The 18,607-nt window shown below is 67.5% G+C and carries 18 protein-coding genes; 10 read left to right on the forward strand and 8 right to left on the reverse strand.

The features are described from left to right. Nucleotides 1-116: 116 nt before the first annotated feature. From H3H37_RS05890 to H3H37_RS05905, 4 genes are all read left to right on the forward strand, one after another. Nucleotides 117-977 (forward strand): outer envelope protein, encoded by an 861-nt coding sequence (locus H3H37_RS05890; protein WP_182160730.1) that lies wholly within the window; start codon nt 117-119, stop codon nt 975-977. 31 nt (nt 978-1,008) lie between these two features. After that, nucleotides 1,009-2,094, forward strand: coding sequence for a BMP family ABC transporter substrate-binding protein (locus tag H3H37_RS05895; protein ID WP_182160731.1), 1,086 nt, complete (start codon nt 1,009-1,011; stop codon nt 2,092-2,094). A gap of 143 nt (nt 2,095-2,237) precedes the next feature. Beyond that, nucleotides 2,238-2,717: a nucleoside deaminase gene (locus H3H37_RS05900; RefSeq protein ID WP_182160732.1), complete on the forward strand. Its 480-nt coding sequence runs from the start codon at nt 2,238-2,240 to the stop codon at nt 2,715-2,717. Nucleotides 2,718-2,811: 94 nt separating this feature from the next. Further along, complete coding sequence (locus H3H37_RS05905) at nt 2,812-3,891, forward strand: sensor histidine kinase family protein (RefSeq protein ID WP_182160733.1); 1,080 nt, start codon at nt 2,812-2,814, stop codon at nt 3,889-3,891. 69 nt (nt 3,892-3,960) lie between these two features. On the opposite strand, the gene H3H37_RS05910 is transcribed toward H3H37_RS05905, so the two are convergent. Both H3H37_RS05910 and H3H37_RS05915 read right to left on the reverse strand, forming a co-directional pair. After that, nucleotides 3,961-6,234, reverse strand: a complete 2,274-nt coding sequence (locus tag H3H37_RS05910; RefSeq protein WP_182160734.1) for a VIT domain-containing protein — start codon at nt 6,232-6,234, stop codon at nt 3,961-3,963. Further along, nucleotides 6,234-6,653, reverse strand: coding sequence for a MerR family transcriptional regulator (locus tag H3H37_RS05915; RefSeq protein WP_311197404.1), 420 nt, complete (start codon nt 6,651-6,653; stop codon nt 6,234-6,236). Before H3H37_RS05915 ends, H3H37_RS05910 begins: the two co-directional genes overlap by 1 nt. Nucleotides 6,654-6,825: 172 nt before the next feature. Between H3H37_RS05915 and H3H37_RS05920 the strand changes: the two genes are divergently transcribed. Next, on the forward strand, nt 6,826-8,361 hold the full coding sequence (locus H3H37_RS05920) for a S10 family peptidase (protein ID WP_229218685.1): 1,536 nt from the start codon (nt 6,826-6,828) through the stop codon (nt 8,359-8,361). Between the two features lie 31 nt (nt 8,362-8,392). Further along, entirely contained in the window at nt 8,393-8,866 is a 474-nt protein-coding gene (locus tag H3H37_RS05925; RefSeq protein ID WP_182160736.1) for an EF-hand domain-containing protein, read from the forward strand. Nucleotides 8,867-8,887: 21 nt separating this feature from the next. Here the strand turns inward: H3H37_RS05925 and H3H37_RS05930 are convergent, their stop codons facing one another. Continuing rightward, entirely contained in the window at nt 8,888-10,300 is a 1,413-nt protein-coding gene (locus tag H3H37_RS05930) for a glutamine synthetase family protein (RefSeq protein ID WP_182160737.1), read from the reverse strand. 167 nt (nt 10,301-10,467) lie between these two features. Between H3H37_RS05930 and pdxR the strand changes: the two genes are divergently transcribed. The 3 genes from pdxR (at nt 10,468) to H3H37_RS05945 (ending at nt 13,613) form a co-directional block, all read left to right on the forward strand. After that, nucleotides 10,468-12,024, forward strand: a complete 1,557-nt coding sequence (gene pdxR, locus H3H37_RS05935; protein WP_182160738.1) for a MocR-like pyridoxine biosynthesis transcription factor PdxR — start codon at nt 10,468-10,470, stop codon at nt 12,022-12,024. Between the two features lie 90 nt (nt 12,025-12,114). Further along, the gene (locus tag H3H37_RS05940) at nt 12,115-12,882 is read left to right on the forward strand and encodes a hypothetical protein (RefSeq protein WP_182160739.1); all 768 of its coding nucleotides are present in this window, start codon (nt 12,115-12,117) and stop codon (nt 12,880-12,882) included. A gap of 41 nt (nt 12,883-12,923) precedes the next feature. Continuing rightward, nucleotides 12,924-13,613, forward strand: coding sequence for a hypothetical protein (locus H3H37_RS05945; RefSeq protein WP_229218687.1), 690 nt, complete (start codon nt 12,924-12,926; stop codon nt 13,611-13,613). Here H3H37_RS05945 and H3H37_RS05950 read toward each other — a convergent pair. The 3 genes from H3H37_RS05950 to H3H37_RS05960 all read right to left on the reverse strand — a co-directional run bounded on the left by H3H37_RS05950 (nt 13,591) and on the right by H3H37_RS05960 (nt 15,682). Further along, nucleotides 13,591-14,055, reverse strand: coding sequence for a carboxymuconolactone decarboxylase family protein (locus H3H37_RS05950; RefSeq protein WP_182160740.1), 465 nt, complete (start codon nt 14,053-14,055; stop codon nt 13,591-13,593). The two genes, H3H37_RS05945 and H3H37_RS05950, sit on opposite strands and share 23 nt — an antisense overlap. Nucleotides 14,056-14,149: 94 nt before the next feature. Beyond that, on the reverse strand, nt 14,150-15,037 hold the full coding sequence (locus H3H37_RS05955) for an RNA polymerase sigma-70 factor (RefSeq protein ID WP_182160741.1): 888 nt from the start codon (nt 15,035-15,037) through the stop codon (nt 14,150-14,152). 78 nt (nt 15,038-15,115) lie between these two features. Then, complete coding sequence (locus H3H37_RS05960; protein ID WP_182160742.1) at nt 15,116-15,682, reverse strand: SEL1-like repeat protein; 567 nt, start codon at nt 15,680-15,682, stop codon at nt 15,116-15,118. A gap of 247 nt (nt 15,683-15,929) precedes the next feature. On the opposite strand from H3H37_RS05960, the gene H3H37_RS05965 reads away from it, so the two are divergent. Next, nucleotides 15,930-16,382, forward strand: a complete 453-nt coding sequence (locus H3H37_RS05965; RefSeq protein ID WP_182160743.1) for a cupin domain-containing protein — start codon at nt 15,930-15,932, stop codon at nt 16,380-16,382. Nucleotides 16,383-16,412: 30 nt separating this feature from the next. On the opposite strand, the gene H3H37_RS05970 is transcribed toward H3H37_RS05965, so the two are convergent. Next, a complete protein-coding gene (locus tag H3H37_RS05970; protein ID WP_182160744.1) occupies nt 16,413-17,042 on the reverse strand; it encodes a response regulator in 630 nt (209 codons plus the stop codon). Continuing rightward, entirely contained in the window at nt 17,039-18,502 is a 1,464-nt protein-coding gene (locus H3H37_RS05975) for a sensor histidine kinase (protein ID WP_182160745.1), read from the reverse strand. Before H3H37_RS05975 ends, H3H37_RS05970 begins: the two co-directional genes overlap by 4 nt. Between the last annotated feature and the right edge of the window lie 105 nt (nt 18,503-18,607).

The raw sequence follows: 18,607 nt of genomic DNA on the forward strand, positions 1-18,607 counted from the left end.
ATCACCAAAGCAAGAATCGCATCCAATTATTGCCAATGATTGGATTCAAACTGCAACACACCGGTATCATCGCTGCCGTCCGATTTTCGTTATCAACCTCTGTTCCAGGAGTTCGCATGAAGCCACTGCCATTCAAACGTACCGCCATCCTCGCCCTGCTCGCCGCCGGCGCCTGCACCGCCGCCCAGGCCGCCGACTGGAGCGACACCTCGCTCAGCTACCGCTACGGCACCAAATTCGCCGAGCCGTTCAACAACCAGGACATCAGCAAGAGCATCGTCAACCTGAGCAACGTGAGCGGCTACAAGTACGGCACCAACTTCTTCAGCGTCGACTTCCTGATGTCGGACGACAAGGACCCATCGTCGGTGGGCGCCAAGACCGGCGCGCACGAAGCCTACGCCGTCTACCGCCACACGCTGGACCTGGGCAAGGTGACGGGCGCCAACTACGCCTTCGGCCCCGTGCGCGGCATGGGCATCACGGCCGGCTTTGACGTCAACAGCAAGACCGACGCCGGCTACAACTCGAAGAAGCGCATGCTGGTGGCCGGCCCCACCCTGATGATGGACGTGCCCGGCTTCCTCAACATCAGCCTGCTGGCCCTGTGGGAAAGCAACGCGCCCTACAATGGCTACACCAACACCGCCATCGACCGCTACCGCTACAAGACCCACCCGATGCTGACGGCCGCCTGGGGCATCCCGATCGGCACCGCCATCCCGCTGTCGTTCGAAGGCTACGCCAACTTCATCGGCACCAAGGGCAAGGATGAATTCGGCGGCGACACGGCCAAGGAAACCAACATCGACATGCAGCTGATGTACGATGTGGGCGCGGCCATGGGCTCGGGCAAGAACGTGTTCAAGGTCGGCCTCGAGTACCAGTACTGGAAGAACAAGTTCGGCAACTCGGACCACAACAACCCGGGCGCCACGGCCAAGACCCCGATGATCCGCGTCGAGTACCATTTCTGATCCCCGCCCCCACTCAAGAACAGGAAACGTCATGATGAAACGTCGTACTCTGCTGGCCTACGCCACCCTGGCGGCCACCCTGGGCATGGCCGCCGCCGCGCCCGCGCAAGCGGCCGAACCGTTCAAGGTCGGCTTCGTGTATGTGGGCCCCGTCGGCGACGCCGGCTGGACCTATGCCCACGAGCAAGGCCGCCTGGCCCTGGAAAAGGAACTGGGCGACAAGGTCAAGACCACCTACGTGGAAAACGTGCCCGAGGGCGCGGACGCCGAGCGCGTGATCCGCAAGCTGGCCGCCGACGGCAACAAGCTGATCTTCACCACCTCGTTCGGCTTCATGAATCCGACGGAAAAGGTGGCCAAGGCCTTCCCCAACGTCGTGTTCGAGCACGCCACCGGCTTCAAGACCGGCAAGAACATGGGCACCTATGAAACCAAGACCTACGAAGGCGCCTACCTGCTGGGCGTGGTCGCGGGCAAGATGACCAAATCCAACGTGCTGGGCATGGTCGCCTCGTTCCCGATCCCGGAAGTGATCCGCAACATCAACGCCTTCACGCTGGGCGCGCAGAGCGTCAACCCGGCCGTCAAGACCAAGGTGATCTGGGTCAGCTCGTGGTACGACCCGGCCAAGGAACGCCAGGCCGCCGAGACCATGATCGCCCAGGGCGCCGACGTGCTGACCCAGAACACCGACTCGCCGGCCACGCTGCAAGTGGCCCAGGAAAAAGGCATCTACGCCTTCGGCTGGGACTCGGACATGGTCAAGTTCGCCCCCAAGGCGCACCTGACGGCGGTCGTCAACAACTGGGGCGGCTACTACATCGATACCGCCAAGGCCGTGATGGCGGGCACCTGGAAGCCGACCGACATCCATGGCGGCATCAAGGAAGGCATGATCAAGATGTCGCCCCTGAACGCGGCCGTCAAGCCTGACGCGGCCAAGGCCTTCGAGGAGAAAAAAGCCCTGATCGCCAGCGGCAAGTTCACTCCGTTCCAGGGCCCGATCAAGGACCAGTCGGGCGCCATCAAGGTGGCCGCCGGCGCCGTGATGCCGTTCAAGGACCTGATGTCGATGAACTTCTACGTGCAAGGCGTGGAAGGCAGCATTCCGAAGTAAGGGCCTGACGAAGTAATGGCTTCGATATACGGTATATATCGTTTATACCGTATATTTCGCCGCCTGGCCGGCATACCATGCCTGCACCAGTTGCAAGCGGCGGGGCGGATGGTCCGCCCCGCCGCAGCCATCCAGGAGAGCGCATGAGCACCGCCACCCCGCAAGACCAGCAATTCCTGACCCAGGTTCTGGCCCTGGCCCAGCGTTCGCGCGACGCGGGCCACCATCCGTTCGCCGCCATGGTGGTGGGCGCCGATGGCGCCATCATCTCGGAAGCCATGAACGCCTCCAGCAGCGACCGCACGGCGCACGCGGAAATGAACGCGCTGCGCCAGGCGTCGTCGCGCCACAGTCCGGCCGAGTTGGCCGGCGCCACCTTGTACTCGTCCGCCGAACCGTGCGCCATGTGCGCCGGCGGCACCTACTGGAGCGGCGTGGGCCGGGTGGTGTACGCGCTGTCCGAGGCGAGCCTGCTGCAACTGACGGGCAGCGATCCGGAAAACCCCACCCTGTCCCTGCCCTGCCGCGACGTGTTCGCGCGCGGCCAGCGTCCCACGGAAGTGATCGGTCCGCTACGCGAGGACGAGGCGCGCCAGGCCCACGCGGGGTTCTGGCACAAGTAATCTGAGCGCACACACAATCCGCCACGGCCGCGCTTGTCTCGGCTATCGTACAGGCTTATGCTGACCCAGTGATGACCCAACTGGCGGAGGGCACATGCTGTACGATTTCATCCAGCAACACCGCTCCTGGCTGCTCGATCACGCCAGGAAGTTGCGCGAAGCACGGGGGCAGGTGGCCCTCGATCCGAAGATGGAACAGGGTTTCTCGCTGTTCCTCGACCAGCTGGTCGACAGCCTGAAGATCGAACAGGAACGGGGCATGTACAGCAGCAGCGCGATTTCCGGCCCCGCTTCCGGCGTTCCCTCACAATCGGCAATCGGCAGCACGGCCTCTGTACAGGGCGCCCAGATGTACGACCTCGGCATCTCGCTGGACGACATGGTGCACAGCTACGGCGACCTGTGCCACTCCATTGTCGGCCTTGCCGAGGCGCATGATTTGCGGATGGAAGTGGCCGAATACCGGCTGCTCAATCATTGCCTGGACAGCGCCATCGCCAACGCCGTCTCCGAATACAGCTTCCGGCACGACTCGGCCGCGACCATCGCGTCCGAACGCGACGAGCACCGCCGGCTGACGGCGTTGAGCGAGCAATTCAGGAAACACCTGGGCACGGCCACCACAGCCATCGCCGCACTCAAGGCGCGCGAACTGACGCTCGGCGGCATCACCGGCACCATCCTCGAACGCAGCCTGTTGAACCTGGACGCCATACTCAATGAACTGCCCAGTGAAGCAGCGGCCGCCCGGCCGTCGCCGGCCTTGCTCGACCTGTTTTCGCTGGCCACGTTTCTTGAGCAGATCGCGGCAACCATGGGGCCATGCGCGGTGGCGCTGTCGCAGCACCTGACGCTGGCGCCGGTCGATCACAGCCTTGCCCTTGCCGGCAGCCCGGACATGCTCCAGGCCGCCGTCATCTGCCTGCTGCAGGCCTGCCTGGACCAGAGCCATCCCGGCGACGAGATCACCTTGCAGGGCTACCGGCGCGGCAAGTACATCATGATCGACATCCTCTGCCCCAGCCACTGGCTTGGGACCGATGACGAAGCGGCGGCGCTGCTGGTGGCGCGCCGCCTGCTGGCCGACAATAGCGGCCAGTTGCAGGTGCGCGACCATGCCGGCGAGCCATTGACGTTCTCGCTGCGCCTGCCCCGGCATCACCTGCCCACCTGACGTGCTGCGCACCGCACAGGGCGGCACCAGTCGTCGTCGCGCCACAGCCCGGCAGGGCCGTTGGCTGGCTCAGTCGGCGTGCTTGCGCAGGAAGGCTGGAATTGAGGAATCGTCGTGCTTGCGTGGCAGGAGCCTGTGCCACCAGCGCGCCCGGCGCCGCTGTGCACCATCCGTCGCGAGAAAGTGCGCCAGTACCTCCCCGACCACCTCTTGCAACGCTGGCGCCACCACCGTCTGGGCGGCAAGGCGCGCCAGCGCGCCACGCTGGGTACTGTCCAGGCCCATTTGCTCCGCCATCGGCATCAGCGCGGCCAGCAAGGCGGCGAACACGTCCGCCTCCCCGTAGCCAGCCTCCACCAGCAATTGCAGCTGCTCCCGCAACGCCCAAGGCAGCCCGGGCTGCGAAACAGCGAACGACGATGGCAGTCGCGCGCCCTCGCGCGCCCAGTCTTTCAGCAACGCAGACAAGGCGTCCGCACGCACCACCGGCTCGCTCTTGCGCAGGAAGGCCGGCACAGCGTACGCCTCCATGCCGCTGTCCATGAGGGCCCGCACCTGTTCGCTCGCCGACTCGCGCCGCCAGACCGCCACGCTGTACTGCGCGCCAGGCTGCGCGACCTGCCCCACGCCGCCCCAGCCGGCGGCCAGCATGTTGGGATTGTGTTGCAGCACCGGTAGCCGCAGCGCCTTCTCGTGGGCCTGCCGTTCATGCACGATCAGGAAGCTGGTCGCTTCCGTCACCAGCTGGTATTGGACGGCCAGCGCCAGCCGTTCACCCGCCTCCGCCTGCAGCAGTCGCAGCGAAGCGGCCATGCGCGCCAGCGTGTCGCCATCATCACAGCCACCGTCAAAGCGCAGTTGCGTGCGCTGAGTGTCATCCACGCCCGCCTCGCGCCACGTCAGCGTCGCCACCGCCGGCGGCGCGCCCTCGAATCCCGCGAACGCGTGCAGCGTCTCGCGTGCGAACAGGGCGCCGGACGGCGCCACCTGCCATCGCGCGGCTGCCGGCCACTGCACACTGACTTGATCGACACCGCTCTGGCGCATGCGCCTGAACATGCGGACGATGGCATCCTGCGCTTCCTCGCCCGACGCGACCAGCTCGCACGCGCCACGGCTCTGCTCCGCCAACTGGCGCAACAGGCTGGAGGCCGGCGCGCTGCCGACGCCAATGGCGAAGATGCGCTGGCCTTTATCGCGCGCGGTCCGGATCAACTCCTCCGTCTCCCACACTTCGCCGTCGGTGACCAGCAGCAGATCCGCCTGCGCGCCGCCATCGAGCTGGTAGACCGCGTTCAGCGCCAGGCCGATTTCCGTGCCACCCATGTCAGCGCGCAGCCGTTCGACCCAACCGGCCGCATGGCGCACCGCCCGTCCTGTGGCGCAGGTCATGCCCTCACTGTGGTGCTCGACATTGTTGCCAAACCGGGTGCAGCTGAAGCGGTCCTGCGGCTGCAAATGGGACAGCACCTCGTGCAAGGCCCGCTGCGCGCCCGCGATGCTGCCGCCAGCCATGGAACCGGAACAATCGACCACCACCTTCAACCGCAGCGGTGCAGCCACTGTCTCCCTGAGCTCCGGGCAAAAACTGGCCAGCGCCACGTAGCCATCGCCGTCGCGCCCAACCGTCGTCAAGCCCTGTCCTTGCAGGCCGTCGATGGAAAGCACGAAGTCGCGGTCCAGGTAACCGGTGCGCGACAGCGCCACTTCGGCCCTGCCATCGCCGGCCTGCAAGGTGATGGGATGGGTGGGCGAGCCTATCCTGGCACGCGCCAGCTGGCCATCGAGCGTGATGGCGATGTCGAACGGATAGGATGCCAGCGGCTCGGCGCCCGGCATCTGGTGCGGCGCCAGCATGGCGGCCGCGTCGCCGTAACGCGGCGCCACCACGGTCGGCACGGTGATGCGCACGGCGCCCTGCTCGAAGCGCAGCAACTGGGTGTAGCGATAGCGTATCGATGCCTTCTCGCCCGCCATCAGGTTACCCAGGCTGACCGTGTAGAGGCCATCGGCGGCCCGTTCGAGCAGGATGGCGGTGTCGCCTTGTTCGAGCGCGTCCTCGTAGGCGGCTTCGGCCTTGGCGCGGGGCCGGACCACGCCGCGCAGCACCTTCCCGCCCATGGACACTTCCAGGTCCAGCAGGACCGCGCCCCACGGCAACGGGAACGTATAGACCGCCTCCACGTTGTCGGCGCCGTCATTGCAATAGTGCTGCTCCACCGCCAGCTCGAACAACAGCCCGCGCACGGCGCCCGTAGCGCGCACCGACCGCAAGGTCAGCGGTGCGCCGTAGCGCCCGCGCAGCACCGCACTGCCCTGGCTGACCAGTATCTGACCGTTCATCACGCTTCCTCCCCTTTGGTAATCCGCTCATAGACGGCCAGCACACCTGCATACAGGGCGCGCGCCTGTTCCGGGTTCAAACCGGCCCGGCCCGGTTCCACATGCAGTTCCACCCCGTCGGCGAGCACCAGGTGGCTCCACACTTCCACCGTGCCGGCGGGCCGCGCCGGCAGCGCTGGCGCCTGCTCCGGCGCCTGCAGCAATGCGCCGATGCGTTCGAGCGAGAGCCCGGCCTTGCTCCATTTCCTGATCTGCAGCAGTTGCTCCATGTGCCTGGCCGTGTAGCGGGCGGCGCGCGTCTCGCCTTCGGGACGGTCGACCAGGCCCAGTTGCATGTAGTAGCGCACGGTGCGCTTGGGCAGGTCCGCAAGGTTGCATAGCTCGTCGAGGCTGAAATCGGCGCGAAATTCGGAAGACACGGCAAAGCTCCGTTGTTGCACAATATAGACACAGTAATTAATGACACTATTACTGTCAATAAATTTGTTACTATTTATTGAAGACCAGCCGGAGCGGCAATCACGCGGAGCGAACTGGAACATGACCGTGACACAGCGACCATCCCCGCCTGCACCCTGGCCAGCCCGGTTAATGGCGGCCATCGGCCTCGCCTTGCTCGCGTCCTGCGGCGGCGGCGGTGGCGGCGCGCCCGCCACGGCGCCGCAAACCCCGCCAGTCGCGCCATCCGTGCCGGGCGCCTACGCCGACGCCACGCTGTACGCCAGCGATCCCCTGGGCACGCTGGCCACCCCCAACGAGAACGCCGCCGTCATCCACAGCACCATCGAGCTGGCCGGCAAGCCGTTCAGCTACACGGCCACCACTGGCCACCTGACGGCCCGCGACCTGGGCACGGGACAGCCGGTCGCCTCGTTCTTCTACGTGGCCTACACAGCCGGCACGCCGGACGCGAAACGGCCGCTGACCTTCTTCTACAACGGCGGCCCCGGCTCCGCCTCGCTGTGGCTGCACCTGGGATCGTTCGGGCCGCGCCGCCTCGTCACGGGCATTCCCGGCACCACGGTGCCGCCGTTGCAGCTGGTCGATAACCAGGAGACCTTGCTCGACCATTCCGACCTGGTGTTCGTGGACGCCATCGGCACCGGTTACTCGGCAGCCGTGGCGCCCAACGCCAACCAGGACTTCTGGGGCGTGGACCGCGACGCGGCCGCGTTCCGCGACTTCGTGCGGCGCTACGTGGAAGTGAACCAGCGCCAGGCCTCGCCCAAGTTCCTGTTCGGCGAATCGTACGGCGCGCCGCGCACGGCGGTGCTGGCCAACCTGCTGGAGACGGCCGGCGTGCAGATCGACGGCCTGGTGCTGCAATCGTCCATCCTCGACTACAACAGCAACTGCGGCGTGTTCTCGCCCAACACCATCAGCTGCGAGGGCTACGTGCCGACCTACGCGGCCACGGGCGCCTACTTCCTGCGCAGCACACCGTTGCCCGGCGATCTGACCAGCTACGTGCAGCAGGCACGCGACTTCAGCGCGGGCCCCTACCGCAGCGCCATGAGCGGCTGGCTGAACGGCAGGCTGGCGCCCGGCGCCAGCGTGACCACCCAGCTGTTCAACTACACCGGCATCGCCACGCTGACGTGGCAACAGAATTTCGACCTCGGGCCGGACAGTTTCCAGTCCACCGTGCTGCCCGGCCAGCTGGTGGGACGTTACGACGCGCGCGTGGCGGCGCCCACCGGCAGCACACTAGCGGCCGGTGGCGATCCGTCGCTGACCGTGATCGACAACAGCTTCGTGCGCGCCATCGCCAGCTATGTGGCCGGCGAACTGCACTACACGGCGCTCTCCGCCTACGTGGCCGACAACGACATCGTCAGTCGCTGGAACTTCCAGCACGACGGCAAGGCCTTGCCCGACACCGTGCCCGACCTGTCGGCCGCGCTCACGCTGAACCCGGCCATGCAGGTGCTGGCGATGAACGGCTATTACGACCTGGCCACGCCGTTCCACCAGACCGAGCTGGACCTGGCGCGGCTGGGCAGCGATCCCGCGATCCGGCTGCGCTACTACACCAGCGGCCACATGAGCTACCTGGACGACGCCGCGCGGCGCGCCCAGTTGGCGGACCTGATCAGTTTCTACAACAGCGTGCTGGCGGCGCGCTGACCGGCCCCGCCAGCCCCCCGGAGTGACGACCATGCAAACTTCCCGCCCTTCCCGATACCGTGCCGCGCCGGCCGCCCTGCTCGCGCTATGCGCAGTGGCCGCCGCGCTGCATGCCGGCGCTGCCATCGCGGCCGGTCCGCCCGCCAGTAACGACACCAGCGGCACCAGCAGCGCCAGCAACGACGGCGCGCCCGTGGTCGCCCATCCCGATCCCTGGGTGCCGCCGGCCAAGCGCCAGCGCGCGTCGGAACCGGGCGCCGCCGGCCCGGCCCTGCAGCATCAGATATGGGAAAAAATGCGCCAGCGCTTCAAGGAGGCCGACCTCGATGCCAACGGCAGCCTCAGTGTGGACGAGGCGCGGCGCGCCGGCATGGGCTTCGTGGTCAAGCACTTCGACCAGATCGACCGCAGCCACAGCGGCCAGGTCACGTTCGACGACCTGCAAGCGTTCCTGGCCCAACGCCGCGCGGCTGCCCGCGCGCGCCGCGAGGCCGCGTCGCGGTAGGTGGTGCAGCCAGCGCCGCGTTCAGGCGTGGTGCAGCAGGTTGGCGATATCCCATTCCAGCCCGGACGATGCCTGCTCGCGCTGCGCCAGTTCGTGGCGCTTGAGCGCATCGTAGGTATCGACGAAGGGGACGCCGAACAGCGCGCGCGTCCAGTCATCGTGGCGGAACGCCTCCAGCGCCGCGTCCAGCGACAGCGGCAACGGGTCCGGCGACGATGTCGGCTCCAGCCGGCGGTCCATGCCGTCCAGCCCCGCCGCGATCATGGACGCCAGCAGCAGGTAGGGATTGGCGTCCGCGCCCGGCAGCCGGTTCTCGATGCGGCGGTTGGCCGCGTTCGAGACCGGGATGCGGAACGCCACCGAGCGGTCGTCCTGGCCCCAGCTGGCGGCGGCCGGCGCGGCCTCGTGCTTCTGGAAGCGCATGTAAGAGTTCTGATAAGGCGCGATCAGGGCCGTCGTCGCCAGCGCGTGCCGCTGCATCCCGGCCACGAACGCCAGCAGCTCCGCCGACGCCGCGCCATCGGCGCCGCTGAACACATTGCGGCCGCTGTCGCGCTGCTGCATGCTCATGTGCCAGTGCATGCCCGAACCGGGGCCTTCCACGTACGGCTTGGCCAGGAAGGTGGCGGCGAAGCCATAGCGCAGCGCCACGTCGCGCGCCAGGCGCTTGAAGCGGAACACGGCGTCGGCCTGGGCCAGCGGCGCGGCGGGCGCGAAGTTCACTTCATACTGCGACGCGGCAGCCTCGTGCGAGAAGCCGGTGACGGGGATGCGCTGCGCGCGGCAGGCCGCGAACAAGGTGGTGAAGAACGGCTCGAAGGCCGAGGTGCGCTCCAGCGAAAAAATATCGATGAAGCTTTCCCGCACGTTCAGATGGAACGGGCTTGGGGCCGGCGGCAGGCTGGTGCCCTGGCGCGCGGCGGGAATGGCGACCAGGAAGAACTCCAGCTCCGGCGCCACCAGCGCCGCCAGGCCGCGCTCGTCCAGCCGCTTGAGCACGCGCTTGAGGATACTGCGCGGCGACAGCGAGGCCGCCTCCACGGCCACGCCTTTGGGTGTGGTGAAGCCGCCGCCCACGTCGCACAGCACGGTGGCCCGGTGCGCGATCAGCGGATCGGGCGCGAAGGTCGACCAGTCCGGCGTGAGGGCCACGTCCGGATAGGTACAGGGGATCAGGTCTTCGTACACGGAGCGCGGTTCGCCGCCCACCACCGTGGTGCCGAAGATGATGGACGGCAGCCGCGTGCCGCGTTGTTCGGCAAATTCGGCGGTGGTCTGGATTTTGCCGCGCGCCACCGAGGCCAGGTCCGACAGCGCGCATTCCACGCTGCGGATGTCGCGTAACTGGCACACGTGCAGCGCCTCGTTTTCGGCATGGCCGGTGTGGGATGCGGGGAACGGTTCGGCGACGGTGATCGTTGGATAGGCTGACACGGCGGGCTTTCCAGGCTGGTGGTGGTGGAATCGATACAGGATGCCGCCAGCATAGCGGGGCCGCGCGCCCGCGCACAAGAACCACTGCGCGCCCGTTCGTGTGGACCAGTTGCGCACCGTCCCGCCACCGTGCCCCTTGACAGGATGGCCCCGGCGGCGGCACGCTGATGCCTGATTCCGCAACCGTAGGCCACCTTCCCCCATGCCCACCGCCGCAACGCAGCTCGCCCGACCCCATGTTCTCCCTGCCACTCCATGAATGGCTGAACCAGCAGCTGCCCGGCGCGCAAGCGGCCTGGCCCACGCTGTCGCGCAAGCACCTGATCATCCGCCTGATCCGGGACGCCATCCTGGACGGCACGCTGCCGGCCGCCGTGCAGCTGCCGTCCACCCGCATGCTGGCGGCCGAACTGGCCATCGCCCGCAACACCGTGGTCAGCATCTACGAAACGCTGCAGGATGAAGGCTTCGTCGTCATCGGCCACGGCTCGGGCACCTATGTGTGCCGGGTCGAGCCGGACGTGGTGGCCGGCGCGCGCCAAGAGGCGGCCACGCCCGAGGGACCGGCCTTTTCCGCGCGCGGCCGCGGCATCGTGCAGCATCCGCTGAACCGCTACTACATCAAGCGCCCGTTCTGCCCCGGCGTACATGACCTCACGCTGTTCCCGCTGAAGGTATGGAACCAGCTGCAGCAGCGCCACTGGAAACAGGCCGAGGCCTCGTCGCTGGTGGAGGGTGAGCCGGGCGGCCTGCCCGCGCTGCGGCAGGCCATCGCCGAGCACCTGCGCGTGTCGCGCGGCGTGCACTGCGAACCGGAACAGGTGATCATCACCGACGGCACCAGCCAGTCGCTGGACCTGATCGCCCGCCTGCTGGCCGACACCGGCGACGAGGTGTGGTTCGAAAGCCCCGGCCACTGGGCCGCCAGCAAGGTCTTCGACGGCAACGGCCTGCGCCTGCGCCCGGTGGACGTGGATGATCAGGGCATGCCCTGCCCCACCGAAGGCGGCACGCCGCCGCGCCTGGTGTACCTGACGCCGTCGCACCAGTTTCCGCTCGGTGGCGTGATGCCGCTGCAGCGCCGCCAGGACTGGCTGGACTTCGCCCGTCGCCACGACAGCGTGCTGCTGGAGGACGACTACGACAGCGAATACCGCTTCGGCGCGGCGCCGCTGCAATCGCTGCAAGGGCTGGACCGGCACCACCGCGTGATCTACCTGGGCACCTTCAGCAAGACGCTGTTCGTCGGCATCCGGTTGGCCTACTTCGTGGTGCCGCCGGCGCTGGCCAAGGACTTCGCCCACGCCTCGGCCGACCTGTACCGCGAAGGCGAGCAGGTGGGGCAGGCCGTGCTGGCGGCCTTCATCCGCGAAGGCCATTACGACAGCCACCTGCGGCGCACCCGCCTGATCTACGCCGAGCGGCGCCAGGTGCTGACGGACACGCTCAAGGCGGCGCTCTCGCCGTGGTTCGCTTGCGGCGCCATCGCCTTCACCGGCGAGGACGTGGGCGTGCACTGCGCGCTGCGCCTGCCCGACACGGTGGACGACCAGGTCGTGGCCCAGGCGGCGGCCGATGCCGGCATCAGCGTCATGCCGCTGTCCGGCTACTGCCTGGGCACCCGGCGCAGCGGCCTGGTGCTGTCATACGCTGCCACCACGGCCGAGGAGATCGTCCCGCTGGCACGCCGGCTGGGTGCCGTGATCGCCGCCTTATTGCCATAAACACTGGCACAAACATTGGCATAAACAGATGCCTTTTTGATAATTTTAAAGTTATAATTGGCCTTCCGAAACTTTATGTCAGGACAGGTCATGCATGTCACCAAGCCAGCGGTTCCAGCTCTCACTTTGCTCGCGCTGACGGCGCTGGCCGGATGCGGCGGCGGCGGCGGCGCCACCACTGCCGCCAGCACCACCGTGGCCAGCCCGCAAGGCGTCTACCAGGGCAGCTTCTCGACCGGCGGCACGCACAACACGCTGGTCCTGGAAAACAACCAGTTCTACACCCTCTACGGCAGCACCGTGGCCGGCGCCTTCACCGTTGAAGGTTTTCTGCAAGGGAACGGCCAGGCCAACGGCGGCAGTTTCACGGCGACCGACGTCAGGGACGCCACCGCCGCCGGCCAGTTGCTGGCCGGATCGCTGAGCGCCAGCTACACGGCCAGCAATACCCTGAACGGCACGCTGACGGAAGGGAGCAACACGGTCACCTTCACCAGCAGCGCCGTCGCCGCCTCCGTCTATGACTACAACGCCGCCGCCAACCTGAACGACATCGCCGGCACGTGGAGCATGACCTCGCTGCGGGGCTATGCCAACACCTTCAGCATCGCCGCCTCGGGCGCCTTCACGGCCACCTCGGGCGCCTGCACCTTCAGCGGCAGCTTCAAGCCGCGCGCTTCCGGCAAAAACGTGTTCGATGTGAGCATGACCTTCGGCCCCGCGCCGTGCATCCTGGCGGGACAGACACTGGCCGGCATCGGCATCGACTTCATGCTCAACAACGGCAAGCGCCAGTTGCTCGTCGCCGGACTGGATGCGAACCGCAGCAGTTCGGCCGCCTTCTTCGGCGCCCGCTGATCCGCCACCACCGCTACCACCACCACTACAAGGAGCTCACCATGAAACGCCATCTGGCGCGCAGCGCCCTGGGTCTTAGCCTGATCGTGTCCTTCCTGAACGGGGCGGCGGCCGACGAACACGCCCCCATCGCAGCGCCGCAGGTGGCCGTGGGCGACAGCTGGACCTTCCAGTACACCGACGTCTGGAAGAAACTGCCGGGCAATCTGAACCGGATGGAAGTGACGGCCGTGGACGACAGCGGCATCCATGTCGACATCAAGCGGGCCGCCAGCGGCGCCCTGTTAAGCAAACAGCGCTTCAGCAGCGATCTGAATCCCATCGACCGCGGCCGCATGCATTTCGACCCCGCGTTCCAGCGCTATGCCTTCCCGCTGGAGCCGGGCAAGGAATGGAGCAGTGATGCCACCGGCGAAAACCCGGCGGCCGGCAAGCGCTGGCGCTACCGCTTCAAAGGCAAGGCAGTGGGCTGGGAAAGGATCAAGGTGCCGGCCGGCGAATTCGACGCCATGAAGATCGAAGTGACCGGCTACTACCACGGCGAACAAGTGGGCAGCAACGGCGGCAGCGGCCAGTTGACTGAAACGGTGTGGTACGCGCCGGCCGTCAACAACTTCGTCAGGCTGGAGTACCAGGACACCGACTGGAACGGCCGCACCTTCAACCGCGACCAGTGGGAACTGGCCGCCTACCAGCACAAACAGAACGTCAGAAGCCCGGTGGAGGATTGAGCGGGATCTGGTTGCGGAAGCTGACGTTGAGCAGATTCCAGCCCGTGATGACGGCGATCGCATAACCGAGTTCCGCGATCTCGTTGTCGCTGAAGTGCTGCTGCAGTTCGGCGAAATCGGCGTCGTCGGGCGTGCGCAGCGGGATGCCCGCCACCGCCTCGGCCCAGCGCAGCGCGGCCCGTTCACGCGCGGTGAAGAACGGCGCCTCGCGCCAGGCGGCGACGGCGTTCACGTGGCGCGGCTCGGCCTCCTGGCGCATCAGGTCGCGCCAGTGCATGTCGACGCACACGCCGCAGCCGTTGATCTGCGAAACACGCAGCAGCACCAGTTCGATCAGGCGCGGCCCCAGCGCGCTTTTCTTGACGGTGGCGGACAGGTTGACCATGGCCTGCAGGCAGGTCGGAGACAGTTCGAAAAAGGCGAGGCGGGAAGCTTGGGTCATGATGAGGTCTTTCCATGTGGTGGCCGGCGCCCAGTGCGCCGTCCTTGCATGTAAGACGTGGCCGCCACGCCATTTGTGACAGATGACAGGCCGCTCAATACAGCGGCGCGATGGCCGCCAGCTTGTCCGGATTGCGGATGATGAACACGGCCACGATGCGCCCGTCATCGACGATGAACGCCTGCGCCGACTCCACCTTGCCGTCCACGTAGCGCAGCAAACCCGGTTCGCCGTTGACCAGCGCCTGCCGGTAGCCGACTTTGCCCGGGTTGGCATGTTCGAGCGACCAGTACAGGCCGGCGATGCGGCCCGCGCCGCGCAGGATGCGGCCGAACGACGGCACCTTGCCGCCGCCGTCGCTGACCAGTTGCACATCGTCGCCCAGCATCGCCTTCATGGCGGCGCGGTCGCCGCTGGCGGCGGCCTGCATGAAGCGGCCCAGCAACTGGTGATGCTGGGACCGGGGCACGTCGAAGCGCGGCTGTTCCTGCTGCACCCGGCCCTGCGCGCGGTGCACCAGCTGGCGGCAAGCCGACTCCGACTTCTCCAGCATGGCGGCGATGTCGGCGTAATCCTGCTCGAACACCTGGCGCAGCAGGAAGGCGGCCCGCTCCTCGGGCGACAGCCGCTCCAGCAGCCATAAAAACGCGACCGACACGTCGCTGGCCAGTTCGGCCACCGCTTCCGGGGTGCGCTCGTCCAGTTCCACCAGCGGCTCGGGCAGCCACCAGCCGATGTAGGTCTCGCGCTCGGCCTTGCGGCTGCGCAGGCGGTCGATGGCCAGCCGGGTGGTGACCGTCACCAGCCAGGCTTCGGCCGACTGCAACTGGCCGGCGTCGGCGCCATGCCAGCGCAGCCAGGCATCCTGCACCACGTCTTCCGCGTCGGCGCGCGTGCCCAGCATGCGGTAGGCGATCGAGAACAGCCTGGGCCGCAGGGCGGCAAAGGTGGCGAGGTCGGTGACAGGCGTGGTGGCGGTCATGGCAGTTCAAATTGTAGTACGCGAACTGCTTAGACGCAGCAGCCTGCCCATTTGTGACAGCCGCTGGCAAGGCTGGACTTACCGGACCGGCGCCGCCCCCATGGGCGCGGTCCAGTTGCGCAAGGCGGCGATGGCATCCTCGTTGCCCTCGCCGGCCGCCGCCTCGAACCACTGGCGGGCCGCTGCTTCATCCCGCGGCACGCCCCTGCCCAGATAGAGCGCACGGGCGTAATCGAGCTTGGCCAGCGTGGCGTAGCCGGAGGTGCCGCTCATGGCGGCGCGGCGCACCAGCTCAACGGCCCCTTGCAAATCAGGCGCCGCGCCGCCGGCGCCATTCTCCAGCGCGGCCGCTTTCCAGATCATCGCGCCGACATAGCCGGCCGCGATGCATTTATCGAAAATCCGGTAGGCGGAGGTGAAATCGCCGCACTTGGCCGCCTCGTAGCCGGCGCTGCAAACGACCGCGCTGGCCGGCTGGTCGACCGCGTACTCCACCGTCTGGTCGCCCACCACGTGGGCCAGGTCGGACGGCAGGTCCGAACGCTGCACCGCGCCGCCGCAAAAGCGCAAGTCCTCACCGTGCGCGCCAGCGACACCGACACTCAAACTCAGGGCCAGCAGGCCAGGTCGTGCCCATCCTCTCATGATCGTCCATCCCTTTCCATGGTTGATGACGCGTGCATTGCGCCGCATCTGTGGCCATCTTAGGCAGCCGGACGGCTTGCCGACACGGAGAATCGCCCGCCGGCGAACGGGCAATCTGCCCGGCGCCAGCCGGCCAGGCAGCACGGGCAAAACGCCCGGCCCGATGCGGGCAACGCCCCCTAGGTGCGGGCCCGGGCGGCGGGTTGTAATGACGTCGCTGTCCACACAACCCAAGGAGATATTGCAGATGACCAGTTACCTGTTCGACGACCGCGCCATCCACTGGAACCGCTTCGGCGAATTCGAGCCCCCGTTTTACTTCCACATCCAGCACCTGGACCGGCAAAGCCGCATCGCCGACGTGCTGTTCAAGTTGCCCGCCCACGGCCAGATCGTGCTGCACCGCCACCGGGCGCTGAACCACACGTTCGTGGTGCAGGGTGAACACCGCCTGTACGAAACGGACGGCAGCTTGCGCGAGATCCGCCCGGCCGGCAGCTACACCGTGTCGCCGGCCAGCGAACGGCCGCACCGGGAAGGCGGCGGCGACGAGGATGTGATCATTGCCTTCAGCATCCGGCCGGACGCCGACGACGTCCTGTACGAGCTGCTTGACGACGCCGGCCAGCCGCTGGGTTTGGTGACCTTCCCCATGCTGGCCGAGCTGTACCAGGCCCAGCTCGCCGCCGTTCCCGGCTGAGGCGGCGCACAGTCCCCTGCCCCGTGCGGCTCAGGCGATCAGCTTGAGCCGCACGGCCAGGCGGGTCAGTTCGATATCGGTTTTCACGCCCAGCTTGGCCTTGATCTGGTAGTGGCTGTTCTGCACCGTCTTCGGGCTGATATTGAGGGTATTGCCGATCTGCTCGGCGCCGTGGCCGTCGAGCAGCAGGCGCAGGATTTCGAATTCGCGCGGACTGAGCTCGTCGAGCGGATTGGCCTCGCGCTGCAACAGGCTGAGCGCGATCGCCGGCGCGATGTCGGAGCTGAGCACCTTCTCGCCGCGCGCGATGCGGTAAATGGCGTCGATCAGCACGTCCGGGCTGCTGCTCTTGGTGACGTAGCCCAGCGCGCCCGCGCGCAAGGCTTGCGCGGCGAACAGGGGATCGCGGTGCATGCTGAAGGCGAGCATGCGCAGCTGCGGATGGCGCGGCGCGATGCGCTGGATCAGCTCAATCCCGCCCATGTCCGGCAACGACAGATCGAGCACGACGACATCGACATCCAGATCGCGCAAGCGGCGCAAGGCCTCCTCCGCGCTGCCCGCTTCCGCCTCCACCCGCAGGTCGGGACGGCGTTCCAGCAGGCGCCGATAGCCTTCGCGCACGACAGCGTGGTCATCGACCAGGAAGATACGGATCATGGCTGCACCCCGCCTGCGCACGCCGGCTGCGGCTGCACCAGCGGCAGCTCGACCCGCACCATGGTGCCGCCGCCCGCGTTGGAACGCACCCGCAGGCTGCCACCCAGGGCCAGCACCCGTTCCTCCATGCCGAGCAGGCCATAGCCACCACTGCCGGTGCCGCTGGCCGTATCAGCTTGTGCGGCGCCGGTACCGCCCGCGCCGGCGGCGGCCGGCACCAGTCGCGGCACCGCGCCGCCCTGGCCGTCGTCACCGATGGACAGGCGCAGGCCGGTGTCGCCGCAATCGAGCGTGACATCCACCCGGGTCGCGCGGCCATGGCGCACGGCGTTGGTCAGGCTTTCCTGCACGATGCGGTAGACGCTCACGCCCACGTCATCCGGCATATCGGCCGGCAGGCCATCAGCCGCCAGCGTGAAGACGGTGCGGCCACGGCTGCGCGTGTTCCAGTCGGCGACCAGCTGTTGCAGGCTGGGCAGCAGGCCGAATTCCGTCAGGCCGCTGGGACGCAGCCGGTGCAGGATCTGCTGCAGCACCTCCATCATGTGGCCGCTGGTCCTGCCGATCGACTCGGCGCAGGGCAGGAGCGCCGGCACCCCCTCCAGCGCCAGCTCGCGCGCGAAGGCCGCCTCCGCGTTGAGCGAGGCCAGGTACTGGCCCAATTCGTCATGCAGCTCGCGCGCCAGGTGGGCGCGCTCCTCCTCGCGCACCGACAGCAGCCGGTGCGCCAGGCGTTGCTGGCCCCGGATCGTGTGGTCCAGCCGGTCCAGCAGGTGGTTGAAGGCGGCGCCGATGCGGTTCAACTCGATCAGGGCGAAGGCCGGCATGCGCGCGCGCAGGTCGCCCGCCTCCATGCGCGACAGGGTGTCGAGGATATCGGCCGACGGCGCAAGCGCGTTGCGCACCGGGCGGTAGATGAAAAAGCTCAACAACAGCAGCATGGCGCTCAGCGCCAGCAGCCGCGCCAGCTTACCGGCCAGGTCCAGCAATTCGCGGTCATAATCGGGCGTGACGGTCAACTGGCCGATGGCGATGCCGGGGAAGCGCCCGACCGCGCCCTGGTACACCGCGTCGGCGCCGATCACGGCGCGCATCCACTGGCGCAACGCGGCCGGCAGGCGTGGCTCGCCGGCGAAACAGCGCTGGGCCACCGGATGGGAATAGATGTCGGTCAGGCGCACGCAAACATGGACCAGTTTGGCGATCGGATGCAGCGGCGCCGAATCCAGGTCATCCTCGCTCAGCGTGCGGCTGTAGGCGTTGTCGCTGCGCCCCACGGTGTCGCTGATCAGTTGAGCGAGCAAGGGGCCAGTACGGTCGATATCGCCGCGCACCCGCTGGCGCGCTTCGAGCAGCGCGGCCGCCGTGCTCACCACCAGCAGCACCAGCGTGAACCAGCCTACCCGCAACAACAACTGCCGTTTGAGATCGAGGGGACGCGGCGGGGCGCTGGCGGGCATGGGCGGGACACGTTGGCTGACGGAGCGCCGATGATGCCATAAAAGCGGCGGGAAATTTGCCCGACGTGGCCCTGCGGCGATCCGGCGTGCGCGGAACGTGGGCGC

Source organism: Rugamonas brunnea, from assembly GCF_014042345.1.
In the GTDB taxonomy this organism is placed as follows: Bacteria; Pseudomonadota; Gammaproteobacteria; order Burkholderiales; family Burkholderiaceae_D; genus Rugamonas; species Rugamonas brunnea.

Coding starts and splice junctions, on each gene's coding strand:
- H3H37_RS05890 (WP_182160730.1), top strand. CDS start 117: ATGAAGCCACTGCCATTCAAACGTACCGCCATCCTCGCCCTGCTCGCC.
- H3H37_RS05895 (WP_182160731.1), top strand. CDS start 1,009: ATGATGAAACGTCGTACTCTGCTGGCCTACGCCACCCTGGCGGCCACC.
- H3H37_RS05900 (WP_182160732.1), top strand. CDS start 2,238: ATGAGCACCGCCACCCCGCAAGACCAGCAATTCCTGACCCAGGTTCTG.
- H3H37_RS05905 (WP_182160733.1), top strand. CDS start 2,812: ATGCTGTACGATTTCATCCAGCAACACCGCTCCTGGCTGCTCGATCAC.
- H3H37_RS05910 (WP_182160734.1), bottom strand. CDS start 6,234: ATGAACGGTCAGATACTGGTCAGCCAGGGCAGTGCGGTGCTGCGCGGG.
- H3H37_RS05920 (WP_229218685.1), top strand. CDS start 6,826: ATGGCGGCCATCGGCCTCGCCTTGCTCGCGTCCTGCGGCGGCGGCGGT.
- H3H37_RS05925 (WP_182160736.1), top strand. CDS start 8,393: ATGCAAACTTCCCGCCCTTCCCGATACCGTGCCGCGCCGGCCGCCCTG.
- pdxR (WP_182160738.1), top strand. CDS start 10,468: ATGCCTGATTCCGCAACCGTAGGCCACCTTCCCCCATGCCCACCGCCG.
- H3H37_RS05940 (WP_182160739.1), top strand. CDS start 12,115: ATGCATGTCACCAAGCCAGCGGTTCCAGCTCTCACTTTGCTCGCGCTG.
- H3H37_RS05945 (WP_229218687.1), top strand. CDS start 12,924: ATGAAACGCCATCTGGCGCGCAGCGCCCTGGGTCTTAGCCTGATCGTG.
- H3H37_RS05950 (WP_182160740.1), bottom strand. CDS start 14,055: ATGACCCAAGCTTCCCGCCTCGCCTTTTTCGAACTGTCTCCGACCTGC.
- H3H37_RS05955 (WP_182160741.1), bottom strand. CDS start 15,037: ATGACCGCCACCACGCCTGTCACCGACCTCGCCACCTTTGCCGCCCTG.
- H3H37_RS05960 (WP_182160742.1), bottom strand. CDS start 15,682: ATGAGAGGATGGGCACGACCTGGCCTGCTGGCCCTGAGTTTGAGTGTC.
- H3H37_RS05965 (WP_182160743.1), top strand. CDS start 15,930: ATGACCAGTTACCTGTTCGACGACCGCGCCATCCACTGGAACCGCTTC.
- H3H37_RS05970 (WP_182160744.1), bottom strand. CDS start 17,042: ATGATCCGTATCTTCCTGGTCGATGACCACGCTGTCGTGCGCGAAGGC.
- H3H37_RS05975 (WP_182160745.1), bottom strand. CDS start 18,502: ATGCCCGCCAGCGCCCCGCCGCGTCCCCTCGATCTCAAACGGCAGTTG.